Origin of the sequence: uncultured Psychrobacillus sp., from assembly GCF_938022135.1 — a bacterium.
GTDB lineage: Bacteria > Bacillota > Bacilli > Bacillales_A > Planococcaceae > Psychrobacillus.
The window spans coordinates 1-18838 of sequence record NZ_CALIED010000009.1 but is presented as its reverse complement, the minus strand read 5'-3'; the positions used below and the strand labels follow the sequence as shown (position 1 = coordinate 18838).

At 37.0% G+C, this 18838-nt stretch carries 25 protein-coding genes and 1 other annotated feature; of the genes, 18 read left to right on the top strand and 7 right to left on the bottom strand.

Features of this window, described 5'->3' with window-relative positions; translation table 11 throughout:
• Nucleotides 1-243: 243 nt before the first annotated feature.
• From Q0371_RS01225 to Q0371_RS01205, 5 genes are all read right to left on the bottom strand, one after another.
• The gene (locus Q0371_RS01225; protein ID WP_169358365.1) at nt 244-1074 is read right to left on the bottom strand and encodes an energy-coupling factor transporter transmembrane component T; all 831 of its coding nucleotides are present in this window, start codon (nt 1072-1074) and stop codon (nt 244-246) included.
• Entirely contained in the window at nt 1046-2779 is a 1734-nt protein-coding gene (locus tag Q0371_RS01220; protein WP_169358366.1) for an ABC transporter ATP-binding protein, read from the bottom strand. The genes Q0371_RS01225 and Q0371_RS01220 overlap by 29 nt, the downstream gene beginning before the upstream one ends.
• A gap of 18 nt (nt 2780-2797) precedes the next feature.
• Nucleotides 2798-3355, bottom strand: a complete 558-nt coding sequence (locus Q0371_RS01215) for an ECF-type riboflavin transporter substrate-binding protein (RefSeq protein ID WP_298467264.1) — start codon at nt 3353-3355, stop codon at nt 2798-2800.
• 40 nt (nt 3356-3395) lie between these two features.
• A complete protein-coding gene (locus Q0371_RS01210) occupies nt 3396-4253 on the bottom strand; it encodes an S-adenosyl-l-methionine hydroxide adenosyltransferase family protein (RefSeq protein ID WP_298467261.1) in 858 nt (285 codons plus the stop codon).
• 71 nt (nt 4254-4324) lie between these two features.
• Nucleotides 4325-4596: a binding site (T-box leader), on the bottom strand.
• Between the two features lie 47 nt (nt 4597-4643).
• Nucleotides 4644-5201, bottom strand: a complete 558-nt coding sequence (locus Q0371_RS01205; RefSeq protein WP_298467258.1) for a GNAT family protein — start codon at nt 5199-5201, stop codon at nt 4644-4646.
• A 279-nt stretch (nt 5202-5480) separates the two neighbouring features.
• Here Q0371_RS01205 and Q0371_RS01200 point away from each other — a divergent pair, with 279 nt between their 5' ends.
• A complete protein-coding gene (locus tag Q0371_RS01200; protein WP_169358370.1) occupies nt 5481-5930 on the top strand; it encodes a GNAT family N-acetyltransferase in 450 nt (149 codons plus the stop codon).
• Between the two features lie 50 nt (nt 5931-5980).
• Here Q0371_RS01200 and Q0371_RS01195 read toward each other — a convergent pair whose 3' ends face one another.
• Nucleotides 5981-6454, bottom strand: coding sequence for a nucleoside 2-deoxyribosyltransferase (locus Q0371_RS01195; protein WP_169358371.1), 474 nt, complete (start codon nt 6452-6454; stop codon nt 5981-5983).
• Between the two features lie 107 nt (nt 6455-6561).
• Between Q0371_RS01195 and Q0371_RS01190 the strand changes: the two genes are divergently transcribed.
• The gene (locus tag Q0371_RS01190) at nt 6562-7116 is read left to right on the top strand and encodes a histidine phosphatase family protein (RefSeq protein WP_298467253.1); all 555 of its coding nucleotides are present in this window, start codon (nt 6562-6564) and stop codon (nt 7114-7116) included.
• Between the two features lie 32 nt (nt 7117-7148).
• On the opposite strand, the gene Q0371_RS01185 is transcribed toward Q0371_RS01190, so the two are convergent.
• Entirely contained in the window at nt 7149-7448 is a 300-nt protein-coding gene (locus Q0371_RS01185) for a YiaA/YiaB family inner membrane protein (protein ID WP_169358373.1), read from the bottom strand.
• 206 nt (nt 7449-7654) lie between these two features.
• On the opposite strand from Q0371_RS01185, the gene Q0371_RS01180 reads away from it, so the two are divergent.
• From Q0371_RS01180 to Q0371_RS01105, 16 genes are all read left to right on the top strand, one after another.
• Nucleotides 7655-8443, top strand: coding sequence for a GNAT family N-acetyltransferase (locus Q0371_RS01180; RefSeq protein ID WP_298467248.1), 789 nt, complete (start codon nt 7655-7657; stop codon nt 8441-8443).
• A gap of 13 nt (nt 8444-8456) precedes the next feature.
• On the top strand, nt 8457-8807 hold the full coding sequence (locus Q0371_RS01175; protein WP_298467244.1) for an NIPSNAP family protein: 351 nt from the start codon (nt 8457-8459) through the stop codon (nt 8805-8807).
• Nucleotides 8800-9303: an alpha/beta hydrolase gene (locus tag Q0371_RS01170; RefSeq protein WP_298467241.1), complete on the top strand. Its 504-nt coding sequence runs from the start codon at nt 8800-8802 to the stop codon at nt 9301-9303. Before Q0371_RS01175 ends, Q0371_RS01170 begins: the two co-directional genes overlap by 8 nt.
• A 131-nt stretch (nt 9304-9434) precedes the next feature.
• The gene (locus Q0371_RS01165) at nt 9435-9719 is read left to right on the top strand and encodes a hypothetical protein (RefSeq protein ID WP_298467239.1); all 285 of its coding nucleotides are present in this window, start codon (nt 9435-9437) and stop codon (nt 9717-9719) included.
• The gene (locus Q0371_RS01160; protein ID WP_298467237.1) at nt 9712-10347 is read left to right on the top strand and encodes a kinase; all 636 of its coding nucleotides are present in this window, start codon (nt 9712-9714) and stop codon (nt 10345-10347) included. The genes Q0371_RS01165 and Q0371_RS01160 overlap by 8 nt, the downstream gene beginning before the upstream one ends.
• Nucleotides 10348-10410: 63 nt before the next feature.
• Nucleotides 10411-10935 carry a GNAT family N-acetyltransferase gene (locus tag Q0371_RS01155; RefSeq protein WP_298467234.1) on the top strand — a complete coding sequence of 175 codons (525 nt, stop codon included), beginning with the start codon at nt 10411-10413 and terminating at the stop codon, nt 10933-10935.
• Between the two features lie 434 nt (nt 10936-11369).
• Nucleotides 11370-11777: a hypothetical protein gene (locus tag Q0371_RS01150; RefSeq protein ID WP_251553232.1), complete on the top strand. Its 408-nt coding sequence runs from the start codon at nt 11370-11372 to the stop codon at nt 11775-11777.
• A gap of 41 nt (nt 11778-11818) precedes the next feature.
• Nucleotides 11819-12592: a hypothetical protein gene (locus Q0371_RS01145; protein WP_298467226.1), complete on the top strand. Its 774-nt coding sequence runs from the start codon at nt 11819-11821 to the stop codon at nt 12590-12592.
• Between the two features lie 57 nt (nt 12593-12649).
• Nucleotides 12650-13591, top strand: a complete 942-nt coding sequence (locus tag Q0371_RS01140; protein ID WP_298467223.1) for a hypothetical protein — start codon at nt 12650-12652, stop codon at nt 13589-13591.
• Between the two features lie 156 nt (nt 13592-13747).
• On the top strand, nt 13748-14785 hold the full coding sequence (locus Q0371_RS01135) for a hypothetical protein (RefSeq protein WP_169358382.1): 1038 nt from the start codon (nt 13748-13750) through the stop codon (nt 14783-14785).
• A gap of 167 nt (nt 14786-14952) precedes the next feature.
• Entirely contained in the window at nt 14953-15438 is a 486-nt protein-coding gene (locus Q0371_RS01130) for a DUF2243 domain-containing protein (RefSeq protein WP_298467220.1), read from the top strand.
• A 2-nt stretch (nt 15439-15440) separates the two neighbouring features.
• Nucleotides 15441-16259 (top strand): cytochrome c oxidase assembly protein, encoded by an 819-nt coding sequence (locus Q0371_RS01125; protein ID WP_298467217.1) that lies wholly within the window; start codon nt 15441-15443, stop codon nt 16257-16259.
• On the top strand, nt 16256-16411 hold the full coding sequence (locus Q0371_RS01120) for a hypothetical protein (protein ID WP_169358384.1): 156 nt from the start codon (nt 16256-16258) through the stop codon (nt 16409-16411). Before Q0371_RS01125 ends, Q0371_RS01120 begins: the two co-directional genes overlap by 4 nt.
• A 22-nt stretch (nt 16412-16433) precedes the next feature.
• Nucleotides 16434-16874, top strand: a complete 441-nt coding sequence (locus Q0371_RS01115; protein WP_298467211.1) for a DUF2512 family protein — start codon at nt 16434-16436, stop codon at nt 16872-16874.
• 60 nt (nt 16875-16934) lie between these two features.
• Nucleotides 16935-17156: a hypothetical protein gene (locus Q0371_RS01110; protein WP_298467208.1), complete on the top strand. Its 222-nt coding sequence runs from the start codon at nt 16935-16937 to the stop codon at nt 17154-17156.
• Nucleotides 17157-17259: 103 nt separating this feature from the next.
• Entirely contained in the window at nt 17260-18699 is a 1440-nt protein-coding gene (locus Q0371_RS01105; protein WP_298467205.1) for a hypothetical protein, read from the top strand.
• Nucleotides 18700-18838: the final 139 nt, after the last annotated feature.

The following is an 18838-nucleotide window of genomic DNA, read 5'->3' as shown; positions in this document are numbered from 1 at the left end:
ATCCCAGTAATAAAGATAAAAATACTTGACTAAGGGTAAGAAAGCGTCCGGCTGGTGCGGAAATCAATTCTACTCTCTGATCTAAGATTTCTTTGCATCATAAATCAACCCTACCCTTTAACATAGCCAATAGATAAAAGGGCTTCTCCTACAGAGAGCCCTTTTGAGATTAACTTTTAGAGTGTTCCAATTTCATGACACCTACTACATAAGAACATTTTTTAGTATAACGTCAAGAATGATTCAGGTGAATGGATTAAAAAACCTTCCATTGTTAATAAAAATAAATAAAACCATTAATAAAAATAATGAAGATGATATTAGAATAGCGATCAAATCTCTTTTTCTGAACTCCTTTAAGCTAAACCAGGAGCGAGTTTTAAATTTACCGAAACCTCGAAGATCCATTGTATTGCTGACTGTTTCAATACGTTCCAGACTAGAAAAAATAAGTGGCATTATAATAGAGCCAGCATTTTTTATTCGGGTAAATAGTTTTTCATTATTAGACATGTCCACCCCGCGAGCCTGCTTAGAACGAGAAATGGTTTTAAAATCCCTTTGTATATCAGGGATATAGCGTAGAGCAATAGAAACCGAGTAGGCAAGTCGATAGCTTACACCGATGCGGTTTAGAGAAGCTGCAAACTCACTTGGATGTGTGGTGACTAAGAACAAAAGAGCAGGAGGGATTACTGCAAAATATTTCAATGTAATATTTAACTGGTAAAACAATTGCTCCTGCGTAAGTGTATAGCGCCCCATGGACCCAGTAATAGGGTGGGAGGTACCATAAATAGTTGTCCCATGCTGAGGGGCGAACAAAAATATGGCTATATTGTTTAATAATAAAAACACGAGGATAAAACCAAGCACTAAGCTGATATCCTTTAATTTAATATCCGATATATAAAATAAAATAAAGCTACCGAGCAACAGCACCATTAAAACTCTTGTGTCATACGTTAACATGGCTGCAGTGGACCAAAGTAGGAAACAGATTAGCTTGGTTGAACCTGTTAGGCGATGGATAATAGAGTCACGATCAAGATAGCTTAGCAGTTCGTTGCCCATTAAATCGCACCTCCCGATCATATTGTATAAATTGCTCTACAAAATCAGAGGGATGCTCAATTTTAAGCTGCTTAGCAATCTCATATAAGGAAGATTCCTTTAAGTTAGCCTCTAGAATTAAAGAGGGATTCGATAGGATATGGGCTGGTGAGTCATCCACTAATATCTTCCCCTCTGTTAACACGATTGCGCGGTCTGTATATTCCGTCATTAGGTGCATATCATGGGTAATTAATATAATGGATGTACCCTTCTTCGTTAAATCTTCTAAGAACGTCATTAGTTCTGTAGTATGCTTGTAATCCTGCCCCGCTGTAGGCTCGTCCAATAATATAATTGGGGGCTCCATGATGAGGATAGAAGCAATTGATAAACGTTTTTTCTGCCCATAGCTCAAGGCTGCAATCGGCCAGTTTCTGAAAGGGTATAATCCACAAGTCTTTAATGTTTCCTCCACTCGTCTGTTAACTTCCCTATCTGATAGTCCAAATTGAATAAGTCCAAAAGCAACTTCATCGAAAACTGTTTGCTTAGAAAACATATGGTTTGGATTTTGGAGGACAAAGCCTACACGATGAGCTCGTTCCTTGATAGAGTCGTTAATCGCATTAAAACCCTCGAAATATATAGTGCCTTCAGTAGGTCGTTCAAAACCACAGATAAGAGATGAAAGGGTAGATTTACCGGCTCCATTGGCTCCGATAAGGCTAATCATTTCTCCTTTATGTAATTGAAAAGACACGTTTTTAATAATGTCTAAATGATTCCCGTAGTGGAAGCTGATGTCATCAAGTGTCAGGACAGGCTCATTTTTATACCCAAGCTGAATTGGAGAGCATCTTGCATCGCTAAATGTTTTTAGCTTCTGCCGGAAGGAGTCATTTACAATGCTGTCAACCTTAGTTAGATTGGGGTGATCATTCAATTCACATCCAGCATATTTTAAAGCTTTAATGTAAAGTGGTTCTCGTATCCAATTATCCGTTAATAACGATCCTGCCAATAGCTCATTGGGGCTGCCGTCTGCAACTATCTGACCGTGATTCATTAATATTATGCGATCGATAGGTTCTGACAAAACATCCTCTAATCTGTGTTCTACAATGATAATCGTTTTGTTGCTATCTGCATGAAGCTGATCAATCAGTCTCATTGCTCCCTTCCCAGAAGCAGGATCAAGGTTAGCAAGAGGTTCATCAAACAATAGAATATTCACATCGTTTACTAAAACGCCAGCAAGAGCGACTCGTTGTTTTTGACCGCCCGAGAGCTCATGAATCCGAGCATCTAAATGATTGGACATTTTTACTAAAGAGGCTGCTTTTTGAACGCGTTCATGCATTTTTTGTGTGGGTACAGCATTATTTTCTAGGGAAAAGGCTATATCCTCGCCGACAGTAAGGCCAATAAACTGACCATCCGTATCCTGGAGTACCGTACCAACCTCCTGTGAAATGGTAAAGAGATCAAGCTCTCTGGTCTCTCTCCCATGAATGGTAAGGTTTCCTGTCATACTGCCTTTATAAGCAAAAGGGGCAAGCCCGTTCAGGCAATGAACGAGCGTGCTTTTCCCAGAGCCGGATGGTCCGACAATAGCTACTTTTTCCCCTTCGTAAATCACTAAGTTGATATCGTGCAAAGTAGGTTCGGATTGACTATTATATTGAAAGCTAAAGTGTTTAAATTCGATGACTGGCTTTTTCATGTAAATCTCCTTATCTACTTATTCCTCGTAGCTCAGGCTTCCTTTTTTAGTTCTTGTCTTTGCATACGCAGTAAGCAATAGTGTACCTAGAATTGCAACTGTAATAATATTAGAAGCAGCAGCGACGATCCCTTGTGTAAATACTTTATTTGCAGGCTCTGCATAAATAAGAATGTCCAATAATGGAGCTATTAAAGCCCATGCAATTACTTGAACAACGATTTGAACAATGTTAAATAATATAATGTGTTTTTTACCAAACTCTCCATCCTCAAAAGAAAACTTCTTAAAATATAATCCGATACCTAATCCAACAAATGCGGATGAAATGACCCAGCTCCACCATATAGAACCATAAGAAGTAAGGTCGTTTAAAGCATGACCAAATAATCCAACAAATAAACCCGATATCGGTCCAAAAATAGCTGAAATGAGTGCTAAAAAAGCATAGGATGTTTGAATTGTCGTATTAGGTATACCGGTAGGGACTGCAGCAAATTTAGCTAGAATTAGGAACACAGCTGTTCCGATACCTATTGCAACAACCGTCCTAGTTGAAAAGATAGATTTTTTCATTTCATTTCTCCCCCTATATATTTTATTGCCAGTCATCCAATTAAGTGATTGTAATAACAGCTTTCCGAATCGTTATTTCTGTATTAGCACCTGTTGAAATCTTATAGGTATCAGCGAAGGAGCCTTGATTTAAGGCAATTCCTATATTATCAAGAGAATTCACATACATGAGTGCATCCCCTAACTCTGCGGCCGCGAAAGAACGACCATACGTAACTTCTCCCTCATAGGCTACCTCTCCGTTAATAGAAAGCGAAACGTCAAATTTATCTCCATATTCTACATTCAGCTGCTTAAACTGTAGACGATGAATATTAGTCCAAAGATTGCCGAATGGCCGATCGATGACATCAATGACACCTGTAATCGAATTATTTTCAATAACTGCCTCCTTTAATGGCAGTTCAACGATCAAAGATGTAGGGATAGAGGGTCCGACGTCCTCCATATGAATGTCACCAGAAGCAAGTCGTGCCCCTGTATAGGCAAAAATGTCACGTCCATGAAACGTGTGAGATTCTCCAGAATTCGGTAGGCGGTTTTTTGACTCGTCAATTTCTCTCACTTCTTTAATACCAATAAATCGATTAATGTGGGTTAATGTGCCATTGTCTGGGGTGACAATATATTGATCGTTTACGGTCTTAGCAACTACACTTCTCCGGTCCGAACCAACACCAGGATCTACTATGGAAACAAATACTGTATCACTTGGCCAATAGCTGATGGTTTGTAAGAGACGATAGGACGCCTCCCAAATATTGTACTGAGGAATCTGGTGTGTCAGATCAAATAGCGGAAGTCCACGCTTCACACTATTGGCTACCCCGTGCATAGCGCTTACTGCACCGTCGTTGATACCAAAATCTGATTGAAATACTAATAAACCTTCTGTCATGTTAAAACACTCTCCTCATTATTTTTGGAGGAGAGCGAATTAAAAAACTCGCCCTCCTCAATCATTGGATTGAAAAGGACGAGATACTCGTGTTACCACCTTTATTCACTACTTATTCACATAAGCAGCCTCAGCAAGTACAGAAATTCCGTTAATATGAAATTCTAGACTGTGGTGTGGATAACGGGTACCAATCCCGCTAGCATCTCAGGCGCAGGTAACTGCACGTTCAATGTAGTGCTCAGAGGCCATTGTTCAAATGGTGTTTTCTGCTTCTTTTCAGCTACCGAAGCTCTCTTTGAAGAAAACCACTCATCTTACTTTTTCTCTTCATCGCATTAACTTATTATAGTGAATTTACAATTAATTCTGATAACTGTCAAGCGTTTTTTAAAGTTCCTTTATACTTTCTTCCTGTGCCTTTTCCCATTCCTCTCTTAAAATACCCATTCGAATGGAATCATAGTAAACACCATTATATAAGCGGACTTTACGAATTCTTGCCTCCATAGACATTCCAAGCTTTTCTCCGACCCGAATCATCCGTTTATTACCTGACCAGGTCGTATAGCCTACCCGGACAAGTGGCATTGTAGTAAAAAGGTGGTTCATCCAAAGTCTCATAGCGCGGGTTCCTAGCCCTTTACCCCAGCTTGGAGCTTCATGAAAGCCTATACCCATCTCAAGCCATTTAGAAGGTTCATGCTCCCAATAATATGAAACGATTCCACGCAATATACCATCTACTTCAATCCCCCAAAAGCTTTTACTATCCACGTAAGACTCCGCTTTTTCCATAAATACCTCATAGGGAGTTGGCTTATAGTCATAATAAGGAGCATCCCACTTTTTCCACTCAGGCTCCTCATCTTTACACATTAATTCCCACAGTCTAGATAAATCATTGTACTGAATTGGTCGTATGATTAATTCTTGATCTTGATACAAGTTGTTTTCCTCTTTTCGTATTAGGTCTGTTTTTTTCTGTTTGTATTGAAAAGAGAAATGCTAGAAGTCTACTTTTCAATCACCATTAGTTTGTTTTTCATTCTCTATCAGTCCCTTCCATACTAGTAAACTAAGTATATAATAATTTTAGAAAAATGAGAAAATAAAAAATATATCGTGGTATAATTTTACTAACCAAATAAGGAAAGGGGATAGTTCTATGTTTTGTGCAGTAAATTTTGTAGAGGTGAAATATAGCTAAACAAAAGGAGAGTCCAAATGAAATTAGAAACTGAGAGATTAGAAATTATCCCTTGTACGGAAGAAACTGCTCAAATGGCGGAAAAGCAAAGCTATGATAATGGGCCACAGATTTCTATGTCTTTAGAGATGCTTAAAGCGGATCCTTCCTCAATGGGTTGGGGAGCGTGGCTGGTGATAAAGAAAAGTGATGGTCAGGTCATTGGGGATATTGGTTTTAAGGGAAATCCTAATGTAGATAACCAAGTAGAGGTAGGCTATGGTTTATTAAAGGAGTATTGGAATAAAGGCTATGCAACAGAGGCAGTAGGCGCCATCATTCAATGGGCTTTTGCAACTGGTAAGGTGGATGCAATTATTGCGGAGACACTTTCCGATAATCTTGGCTCCATGCGTGTATTAGAAAAGCTAAATATGCAACGAGTAGGAACTTCTGAGCAAATGGTCAATTGGAAATTGGTGAAATAAAACAAAAAATCCTGTGATAAAAAACACAGGATTTTTTATAAATATATGTATTAATTTCTCAAGGCTTTTCCTAGCTCCTCGATCGAGCTAACAATGACGCCGTTTTGCTTGATCAGTCCAATAACAAACAAGTTGCGGTACATAAATTGATTTTCGGTTCCATCTTCAATTAATGCGTTAATTTTTTTCTTATTTTCCCGACCTTGTTGGCGCGTATCGGTATAGAGTGCATAAATTGGCCGATTTAACATAGAGAATGCACCAATTTCTGCTGCAACACCAGAATCTATTTCAACTCCATCAATTACGGCAACAAGGAAGTCACTCTTCTTCAGGGCATCGATGTCTGCACTAGCGATAAGCAGGCTATCTGCATAGGCCATTTTATCATTAATTGCTGTATTTTCCTGTGGTACATATAAGTCAACGCCTGGGAGTGAAGCTCGAATCTCCTTTGCTACTAGTTCATTTACTAAACGATCTCCTAATCCAAATAATCCATTTGCTAAATAACCTTTTTTCATCATTCATCCTCCTTTTCCATCTTTCATTGTAGGGAATTTTATATGAAATGCATAGGTAAAAAGGAAATAAGATTATATAAAGAGAATTATTAAGAAGGGGAACTTATATGAAAACCAAAAGCTTATATTTTATTAGACATTGTAAGGCAGAGGGACAAGAATCGAATGCTCCTTTAACAAAAGACGGGGAACAAAGTGCCAAAGACCTTGTGCCGTTGTTAGAAAAATTACAGATTGACTATATCATTTCTAGTCCCTTTAAGCGGGCCGTCCAAACAATCGAGCCTTTTGCTCACCAAGCTGGTTTGAAGATACATATTGATGAAGCGCTAAGTGAGCGTATTTTAAGTAAAGAGCCTATGGATGATTGGCTAGTGCAATTAAAGAAGACTTTTGAAGATATAGATCTTACCTTTCCCGGTGGAGAATCTAGCCGAGAGGCACTAGGCCGTATTTTGAATGTAGTAAATGAGGTGTCAGGTATAAAGGGTGTTAAAAATGTGGGAATAGTGTCTCATGGGAATATCATGTCTCTATTATTCAATCATTTTGATAGTACATTTGGCTTTGACGAATGGAGTCGCATGAAAAATCCAGACATTTTCTTGCTAGAAGGCAAAAATATTAGTCGTGTAGAAATAGAAAAAATCCTGTCTAATTAAAGGCAGGATTTTTGTCATAATATAATACGCTTTTAAGATTCTTTACTGCTTGAGGAGCTTGAAGGTATACGAATATTGCTCATTTGACGTTCTTGTTCTTGCTCAGCGATTATATCGTTGTCCTCAGCGTTATCACGGGTAACCTTTTGGGTAAGGATTGCCCCTACTGCTACTAAAATCATTACTGCAATATAATATCCTTTTTCGTTTAGCTGCAAATTATCTGCATTGTATAGCCCAATACTAAACATGACGACCCCTGCAAAAAAAGTGAAATAAGCTAGCACCGTAAAAGCCATCGTATTTCTTCGTCTATACCTCTTTGTATTCATGACATACGCCCCTTTGTATTGGTTTTAATTGTTATTATATGAATTATATTCTAGCATGAAAGAATAATAGTGTAAAATATTCTAAAGTATATGATTATTGTTAAAGATTTATAATTAGACATATTTCGTTATTATTCTCTAGCTTTAGAAATATAGTCAGATGTTAGCTCTTGGCAAGGTATAAATAAAATAATAGGAGATGGAAAATGAAATATATAATACCAGAATTAGCAGAAATACAAACACTAACATCCAGAATAAATACAATTCAATCATTACCAGATAATCCTATGGGAGCAGAACGAGTAGTAAGAGGCAATACCCATGCTTTTGCTGTGAAGGAAATACCGGGACCTGCTTTTAATACGGTGAGAGGATTAAATAGTTACGATTTAAAATACTTAGATGAAATCCTTTTCTTTTATAAGGAGCTATCTGTCTCTTTTCGAATAGAGGTTACTCCACTGAATAGTTCTGATCAACTGTTTCGCAAGCTATCAGATATGGAATATTATCAATCTGGTTTTCATTCCTCCTTTATAAGGTCTGTCTCTAGTATTAAAAGTGGAAGTTTGTCGACAACTATCGAAGTTCGTCCTCTTAAAAAGGATGAATTTAACTTGTTTTCAGCTATCTATGTAAATGCTTTCGGTCTGCCTACTTTTATACAAGACGGGATACAGCAAAACAACCAAATATTATATGACGTGCCGGGCTGGAATTTTTACTTAGCACTTCGACAAAATGTCCCGGTAGGCATTGGAGTTTTATATGTGGAAGGGGAACTTGCCACCTTGGCAGCTGCCGCAACTCTACCAGCTTATCGGGGAATGGGAGTGCAGCGTGCACTGCTAAATAAGCGAATAGAGAAAGCAGTGGAGCATGGTGCAAAGTATATTACTAGTGAGGCTGTTTTCGGAAGTAGTAGTCATCGAAACATGGAACGTCAAGGGATGAAGTTAGCCTATACGAAAGCTATATGGACAAAGCGCTAAGGGAGTGATGGGCATGTTTTATCGAAGAAAGTATTATCGTGTAAAGGAAGAATTTGTGGAGAGCTTCAACAAGCTATTCAATGAAATTAATTTGCCGAATCAGTTAAAGCATGGTTCTCGCCTAGTAGGAAGATGGATGACGGCTACAAAAGATGATTTAGTAGAGATTTTTGCCATTTGGGAATATAACAGCTACGAGGAATATTTGCAAATAGAGGCTGCAGTAAGAAGTGATCAGCCACATGTTGCAAGCGTTAAAGGCTGGTATGAACAATATGGTGGCAAGGAGTATGTTCAAGAAAATTTTTTAATAGAAGTAAAAGATGAGAAAATATTTTCAACGGTAGAGAAAAATTATGACTAAAATGCTAGCTGCTTTTCTAAGAATGGGTTTAGGAATTGCCTTATTTCCATTAACCATATGGAATATAACCATGAATCACAAAAATAAAATAAATCCAGGCAATATTATTAAAACTAAGAACTCTAATGTACACGTTATATTGGAAGGAGAGGGGCCTGATGTAGTCATATTAGAAGCGGGATTAGGCTCAATCTCTATTGACTGGTCCGAAATTCAGCCCAAAGTTTCTAAGATTGCTAAAGTATTGTCCTATGATCGAGGAAATTACGGATGGAGTAAAACAAGACGACAAGCTCTAACTGCTCGAGATTATGTAGAGGAGTTAAAGGAGCTGTTGGAAAAGTTAGATCTTCAACCACCTTATACTTTAGTAGGGCATTCCTTTGGAGGACTTATCATGAGGCTATACGCGAGCTTGTATCCAGAACAGGTGAAGGGTCTACTCCTAGTCGATGCTGTGCATGAGAACCAGTATGCTCCTGGTAACCAAAACTGAGGATTTAAATGTTTGGTGACTTTTGGGTATGTGACTTCTCTTATGGGTCTGCCTAGAATATTAAAGCAAAAGGCAGGAAGAAAGTTTTTGGGTGGAGAGAAAATCATTATTTAAATTATACTGGGTATACAATGGGGGCTTACCAAACGATTTATCAAGAGTATATGGATATTGCCATTTCAGCAGATCAATTAAAGAATGCAAAGCCCCTTTTAAATGACTTGCCTGTCACTGTATTAAGTTCTAATAATCCCGAGGAAAGATGGGTTCAACAGCAGCTTTTGTTATCCAAGTTAACAGCCAGGACAGAGCATATCCAAACAGATAAAGGTCACTCTATTCATTTAGAGGATCCTTTCGTAGTTACCAATGCTATTATCAAGTTACTAAACACAGGAGAATCCAGAAATGTTTAACGTACAACAAATTTTAACAAAAATAAAAAGCGTAAACCGTCCTTTTGTTTTAGGGGTAGACGGGCTAAGTGGAGCAGGAAAGACTACTTTTACGGATCAACTAGCTCAAGAACTGCAGGAAGCGGGTCATAAGATTGTTATTATCCACCTTGATGATTTAATAGAGGTTCGAGAAAAGCGTTATAACACCGGGCAACCAGAATGGTATGAATACTATAGCATGCAATGGGATGTTTTAGACATTCAGGAAAGGTTGTTTAAGTCAATTCATGAGAAGGCAAAGGTTCTTCAGCTTAAATTTTATAATGCCCAAGAAGATCAGTGCTTATCAAAGGAAGTCCCCCTGAAGGACTGTACAGTTCTATTAATTGAGGGGGTGTTCCTTCAACGTAAGGAATGGCGTAGTTTTGTTGATTATTTAATCTATTTGGATTGTCCGAGAATGATTCGAAACGGACGGGTGTTGAAGCGAGATTCCTATATAGGAGAAATGGAAGCACGGCTAAATAAGTATGAACTCAGGTATTGGAAGGGTGAAGAGTTTTACTTAAGGGAAGAAAGACCATTGGAACAAGCAGATCTAGTTTTAGATGTAGAAAACGCTTCTATCATAAAAAATGTGCAATAAGTTAAATAGAAGGATAAAAAGCTAGTCTTGAAGAATATATCTAATATTTAATTTGACGGGGGGATGAAAGTGTTTAATGAGGTTAAGGTCGAACAGGTAACATCTACCGTAGAACATATGGAGGAGCTTTCTGAGCTATTAATACAAGTGGTAGAAGATGGTGCCTCTATTGGCTTTTTGCCTCCAATGGAGCTAGCGAATGCCATGGATTATTGGGAAGATGTCTTAACTCCTGAGGTTATCTTGTTTGTTGCAAAAAGGAACAATCGTATTATTGGTAGTATCCAGCTCCATCTCTGCAGTAAACAAAATGGTATGCACCGTGCAGAGATCGCTAAACTAATGACTCATCCCCATTACCGGAGAAATGGAATAGGACGGCAGTTAATGGAGAAGGCAGAAAATAGAGCTGCAAGAGAGGATAGATCCTTGATAGTTTTGGACACAAGAGAGGGCGATGCTTCCAATAATTTATATACTTCTCTAGGATATATACAGGCGGGCAAGATTCCCGGTTACGCCAAATCTGCTAACGGGGAAATGAGTACGACGATTTTTTATTACAAAAGAATAGAGGAATCTATTTAATATCGATGAGATAGATTACTTCTAACATTATACTTCAAAAAAGCATCAGAAATTTTACTGTATGTAAAATTTCTGATGCTTTTTGTGTTAACGTAAATACATTTTTCAGCAAATATTTAAATTAGATGAAAAAATAACTTTTAGGGAGATATAAGGTTCCATTAACCCGTCTATTTAAGTCGAAAATAAGAATATTTTGACTATTTTTGTATTATTCTAAGAAGTTTTATCGAATAGATTGAAAAGAACTGAATCAAAAGTATAATAATCTTAATCTTCTGTTAAAAAGCAAAGAAATTTAACAGAAGTAGAGGTGGAATAGTCTATATGCCTATAGAAAAGGAGGGTAATTAAGTAATTAGGTTCATTGTCTATAATACTTTAGTTCTAAGCGGAGAAAGTGACTGGGGGGAAGTGAAATTCGGAAAATAGTAGTGGTTATTACATTTATACTACTGGTTTTTGTTGGTTCTAGCTACATCTCGGCAAGTAGTATTAACTATTTTTCTCTAGGAAATTGGTTTGTCAAAGTTCAGGAAGTGAAGGAACAAAAAGAGGTTGACGAGTCTATTAGTAATTCGTTAGTAGGATATGAAGTGATTCTTAAAGACTCTTTACAGTATCTAACTGACTCTATTCAAGAAAACCTTTTAGAAAAACAAATCTATCTTTCTAAAAAAGAGATTACAAAAACACAAGGAGAATTTAAGAGTGAGTTAAGTGAAGTTGTAAGCGATCTTGAAAACATGAATTTGGATGAACCAACTATTGAGAAGGAACTGGAAGAACAACTGGAACTAGATATCGAAAATACGTTTAAAAAAGTACTAGAAGGAATTTAAATAAACTATTAACTACTACTAACTAAAAGGGGATATTTAGGATGATGAAAACAGTTAAAGGGAAAATAATAACAGGAACAGTGGCTGTTACATTACTTGTTGGAGCGGGATCTGCATTTGGGGCATCTAATGCTGGAGAAATGCTACAAAATTGGTTTAATACGCAGTTTGGTGCAGCTACCGAGGAGTTTGATGAGACGGTAGGTGGATATCAAGACGATAAAACATTAGTAGCATCAACTCAGTACGGGGCTTTAGAGGCGAATGCTACCAATAAGATTGGTGAATCTCAAGAAGACTCTACTGCAGGTGCTGCTTCTAAGATTGATAAAGACTTGCAAGAGCATAAGGCAGCGTTAGAGGCGAAAAAAGTAGAGCTTACTAATTACACTAATGCTGAGTTCACTAAAATTTATGAGACAGAAAAAGAGAATATACGTCTTCTCTGGTTAGAGGCAAATCGAAAAGCAGAAAGAGATATGGAGGCACATACGATAGCCGAAGGATCTGCTGCTTTAGATACATTAAATGCTGAATTAGAAGCTGCAACAACAGCAGCACTTTCTGAGCTAGAAGCAGCAATAGAAGCTTCCAAGTCAGGTCTTCAGGCTACCATTGACAATCATGTGGATACTAAAACGGATGATTTGAAAGGAAAAATAGATAAAGAATTAGCAGACTTTACGCTTTGGACACAAATGATGACTAACTTCATGATTCAGACCCAAACAGATGCAATAGAAGCAGCTGCCAAAGATTTAGAGACAGCAGCGTTAACTTCTATGCAGGATTTAGTAAATGGGATAAATGAATAGGAACTCGGTAAGGTTACCAGGTTAGGGAAGATTACACCTTAAGATGGAGGATGTGAAATGAAGAGATATTCTAAATATGTTCAAAAATATAAGGTGGTTCTCCTTGTCTTTCTTATCCTGTTTGCTATGGCGATAGGAGGGGGTATTAGAACCGCTTTAGCTGATCAAGACATTGCGCTTATGATGAGTAATTGGTTTAACAAGAAGAAACAAGCTTCCGTAGCAGATATAGAACAAGCGATTACAAAGGAAAAACAAATTCTTTTAAATGACCTTGAAGTTTCTTTATCTAGCGAAATGCAGAAAGCGGCAGACCAATTAATATCGTTTGCTAATCTTGAAAAACAAAATAGAATAGTATCTCTAAACGAGTATGCTGAGTCCTTGAAGTCTCAGATGAAAATAGACAACTCTGAACAGGAGAAAGTTATTCGGAATAACCTGGATGCTATTATTGCACACGCAAAGGCTCAAATGGATGGACAAGCTAATGAACTAACATTACTTCCGATTCCTCCTGTAACGGAGGAAAAAGAGAAAGAAGCTCCTAACATTCCATTAGAGAATGAAGAAGAGCAAGGAAAAGGGGAACAAGAAGAGCGTCCTAATAATACAGATCAGGAAGGAGAAAAGAAAACAACACCTATAGATGATAAGGATAATACAGTCGATCCGATAGTAGGAGCTGATAAACCAAAGGTAGTTGATATCTATTCCATTACAGATTGGTTTAACCCACCTAATATACAAGGTATTCTAGTTGAAGAGATTGAAATCCCAAATGGCGTATTTTCAATTAATAATTCATTTTCCGATATATTAATGAATCCTCAAGCTGCGGATGCCATGAGAAGTATACTTCGGGGAATTGAAAAGCACCCACAATTCGCTGAAATCCAATATAAGTCAATAGATGAAATGTCTCGAATATGCCCTGTTTTGTTTAATGAAACCATTTTATATATGCTTAACAAATCGCTTGTTCAAATAAAAATATAATAAAAAATTACGAGTGCTAGGTTAATCAGCAATTAAAATTGTTGATTAACCTGGCACTCGTTTCTTTATAGCGTAAATTAATTTACCCTATAAAAATATAATATTGCTTTTTAAAGTAATTTAAATTACTATTAAAAGTAATGGAGGAGGGATAATGTGGAAGAAATAAGATTAAATGTTGCTTTACTTCGAAGAAAGGTGCCAAACCTAACGACTGCAGCTAAATCTATTGGAATACGTCCTGCTACAGTTTCTAACTTATGCACTGGGAAAATCGATTTAGGAAAAGCAGAGGTAAAGACTCTTGTTGGTTTAGCTTCCTTGGCAAATTGCACGGTAGATGAATTAATCATTAGGGGGGAGAAAAAAGACATGATTGAAACTCAAATTAAAGCATTGGACTTTTTTGCGCCATTAGTAAAAGGAGGCACAACGGGCTTGGTTGCTAGACCTGGAATGGGACAGCTAGTAATACTAGCCGAGCTCATGCATCGTTTTAAAGAAAGTGGTTTTACTTCCGTGTTTTTATTGCCAAAAGAAGAGCATAGTGAATTAGAGGGGACAACGGAGTTAGCTGATATTGTAACTACTTCTATAGAGGAAGCCTATCAAAAGCTCGCACACATATCTGGGGAAGCAGTTTTTATTACTGATAGAAGCTATATTATTTCGGGGGAACTATTAGATTTGCAGGAAAAAATTCTTTCGGACAATATAGAGGGTATTACAACTATTTTAGTCGACTTATCTGGAGATGTAGTGGATGAAGAAATGCCATTTGGACCATTAGAAACGGTTTGGCAGTTAGATGCAGACCTTGCAACTCGTCATATGTATCCAGCTATTCATCCCATTTATTCGACGTCATCGATAATGGAGGGAACGGATGTGGACCAACGTCATTTTGGTTTAAGACAACGCGCCCAAAAGCTACTACGACGTTATAGAGAATTACGTTCTATTGTAATGGTACATGGGATTCAAAAGCTTCCGGAAGGGGAGCAAACAACCTATGATCGTGGAGAGAGGTTAGAAGCATATTTGACGCAGCCATTCTATGTTGCGGAAAAATTCACTGGTCCAGGAGAAGTTGTTTCTATAGAACAAACGTTGAATGATGTGGAAGCAATTTTAGAAGGAAAACAAGATCAGGAAAGTGTAGAGAAGTTAAAGTTTATTGGGTGCTTGAGCTAAATAAAAATAGGTGAGAGATGTAAATGATATAGTCATTTGCATCTTTTTTTATTTGGGTGGTTAATCGTCGGTCTAAACCAAGCGTTAGCTTATTTGTTTAAGAACAGGAATTCAGGGAAAAACTACAAATAAAAAAAATATATTTGTTCAAGGGAAAGGAGGACGCCATGACTACTTTAAAAAGTAATGCACCTACCAAAGAAAATCAAAAACGTTATTCAAAAAAGAATATGTGGACTGGAATACTGTTTGGATTAGGAGTCGTTGCCTTTATAGATGAAGTGATTTTCCATCAAATCTTACATTGGCATCATTTCTATGATAAATCCACAACAGATATTGGCTTAGTTTCCGATGGATTATTCCATGCATTTAGCTTCTTTGCTACTGTGGGCTCGGCTTTTTTAATGGCAGATCTTCATCGACGCCAGGCTTTTTGGCCTAAAAGATGGCTAGGAGGCATCTTTTTAGGAGCCGGAGTTTTTCAGCTATATGATGGTACGATCCAGCATAAGCTAATGGGTTTACATCAAATTCGTTATAATGTCGATATTCTCCCGTATGACTTAGTTTGGAACATAACTGCAATTTTAATGATTATCGTTGGTTTAGTTCTATTAAAACAAACGAGTACTAAGAGTGGAGGTGATTAGGATTGCATCATCACCAACAGGAAAGTGGTTTAAATATCGATATTGCTCAAATACTACTAGGTGCTCCATTTATAATCATGCTTTTTTTATATTTACTAGCCGTATATATGTCTAATAAAAGTAAACGAAAGTGGCCAAAATATAGAACGCTATTATGGTTAGTAGGAATTGTTTTAGCAATTATATCTGTATCGGGTCCCCTCGCACAGCAAGCACATACAGACTTTGTAGCTCACATGGTTGGTCATTTGTTTTTAGGGATGCTAGCACCGTTGCTTTTAGCTTTAGCGGCACCAATGACACTATTTCTTAGGGCTTTGCCGGTCAAAAATTCGCGAAGTATTACTAGAATACTTCGAACTAGATTTATTCACTTTTTTCAAAACCCAATCGTTGCATCTATATTAAATGTCGGTGGACTTTGGTTGTTATATACCACACCTTTATTTGAAATGATGCATGAGAATAGTTTGCTTTATATCTTCATTCATATACACATTTTTCTAGCCGGCTACCTTTTTACAATCTCCATTATATATATTGACCCAACACCTCATAGAAAGAGTTATATATATAGATCAGTGTTTTTTTTATTTGCTCTAGCGGGTCATGCCATCCTTTCCAAATATATTTATGCAAACCCTCCAATCGGTATTTCCAAAACAGAAGCAGAAATGGGAGGGATGATTATGTATTACGGTGGGGACGCTATTGAGATAGGATTAATTATTATTCTTTTTTACCAATGGTTCAAACAAACCGGTCCTAAAGCTGAGATTATTAATCCTACACCTATCAATAGAAAAGAGGAGCTTATATGAAGGAGAATAATGCAAAATATACGGTTGCAGGCACTAATATTGAGGAAGTTAAAAGGCAAAATGCTAATTCTGGGTTAACTTATAATGAGTTAAACGAATTGATAGCTAAACAGTTAAAGGATGAGGAAATAAATAGTCAAAAATCAACTTAAAAGAAAGGACTGTGGTTTTGAAATGTATTTCAAAGCATTTCTCATTAAGTTTATTATGACAACAGCCGTCATTTGGATTGTACTAGGTTATTATGGGGTAGAATTATTAAATATTTTTATTACAAGTATTGCTTTAACTGTTTTAGGCTTTGTAGGTGATATCTTTTTAATGCCAAAGATCGGTAATATGCTTGCAACCTTTGGTGATTTCATACTGGCACTTGCAGTAGTTTGGCTAATAGGTACTTACTTATTCGACCCTTCCGTTCCTGCAGGAAGAGCAGCATTTATTATTTCTCTTATATTGATAATCGGAGAAATGTACTTGCATCAATATATAAAATTGCATATTTTCGAACCAAGAGTAACAAATCCAAGCGATAAAGCAGGTTATTATCAAAGAACGGATACACAATTGGAATTTGCAAAAGCATTTAGTAAAGAGGATTTTAAGAAAAAATAAAAAATGTATATTTTATCGTTTATAGCCCATTCTAATACGGTAGAAGGGGGGTAAAACAAAATGTCAAACAACAACAACCGTAATAACATCAACCGCAACAACAACAATAACAATAACAATAACAATAACAATAACAACAACGAATTCGGTGAAGAGTTCAACTTTGAAAACCTAAACAACAACAATAACAACAATAATGACAGAAACAACCGCAACAACAACCGTAATAATAACAACAATAACAATAACAATAACAACAACGATAATAACAATAACCTGTAGTTTTTAGGTTAAAAAGGCAACTTTACCTTCCTGGTAAAGTTGCCTTTTGTTTAAAAAAACAAAATAAGTGGTACCTATAGGTTAAGAAACGGGGGAATGGAATGTGGTAAACAAGTTAAAGGAGTTAGAAGTAGAAAAAGCATATGTTACTTTTATGTTCCCATTCGCCTTTCATGAAAATCAGAGACAAAAAATGATGGAAACGCTAGAAAGGCATCATTTTAATTTTTTTAATCTAAAAAACAAAACACTTCAAGCTGGTTATTATGGAAAAGGAGTAAAAGTTCGACATGAACAACTAAGTCAATTTTTTTTACCTTATATAGAAGATAAACTATTCCCCCAAACAACAAAAAATAGGGGGTTTTTAAGATATTCAAAAGAAATAAATGAGGAATTCACATGGGAACTTAAAGAACAAAAAAGTAATTTTCTTATTAATAGCGTAGACATCACGCTATGCCCCTTTGGAATTGGGGTTATAACAATCCGTACGTTAAAGGAAGGGCAAGAAAATTTGTCAGAGTTCCTTCACTTTATTTCTCACTTTAGAGTATTAGAACCTAAGCTGGAGGAGGAACAGGGAGTCAGTATATTTAATGATTCCTATAAGTTTGAAACAACAAACCAACTAGTCTTAGATTACTTATGCCCGTCAGTTAAGCCATTTATTATAAGGAATGAACATTTAGAGGGATATTATGGTAGTCTTCCTTTTTTTGAAGATGCAAGAATGCTTTCTTCCGTTTTTCTCGTCGTAAAGGAAGATCAAGAAATTTTAGCGGAACATCTGTACCGGGTTGCACAGGTTGATGGTAAAGTGGACGGAAATCCATATATATCTAGCTCTAACCCTGAGTACATTGAGCAATTTGTAGAGAAACGATTACATAATCGATGGGCTCCATTTACATATACTATTACCTCTGAGAACGTTCAGGCAACTGTTACAAAAATAGACGAGAAATCTTCACCAAATAGCATCTCTGATTTTATGGGAACGATGTATTATAACTTATTGTTGCATTACTACTATAAGATAATGCTATTAAAACTCTCATTTGAGCATAGTGAGGTAAGCTGGTCCAAGGACAAAGAGTACGTGAGAGAGCTTATGGAGCTTATTTCTAAATTTTATTCAAGATACTACTTTGGTCAGGTTTCTCCAAGGCAAGAAGGGAAGGAGCTTACCCATTTACTTCGAGAAGCATTTAATCTAAACCATCTCTTTATTGAAGTAAAAAAGACATTAGATGATTTGTATCGTGCTCAAGATAACCAAACAAGCACTCGTCATAACATGCTTTTGTTTATGCTGACAGTCTATACGACTATTTCAGGTATTTATGGCATGAACTTGGTAATAGAGGATTGGAAGGGGTTTACCGACTGGTCTAAGGTACCTGGATACTCATTCTTTGAATGGGTCTCTCTTGTGACAGCACTAAGTGGAATCGGATTGGCTATTGCGCTACTTGTAAGTACAGGCGGCAAAGGGTTGGCGAACAGATATAGAAAGTGGAAAAGAGAACGTACAGATTGATCCCCAAGATAGGGGATTTTTTTGTTGTTTAGGAAACTATAAAGTTCTAAACCTGCGGACCGCCTTGCCCCTCGGGGTCAAATAGATAAAAGCTCCGGTGGCTGAGGAACTGCCTCCTCGCTTTTCTCCATTTGCCTGT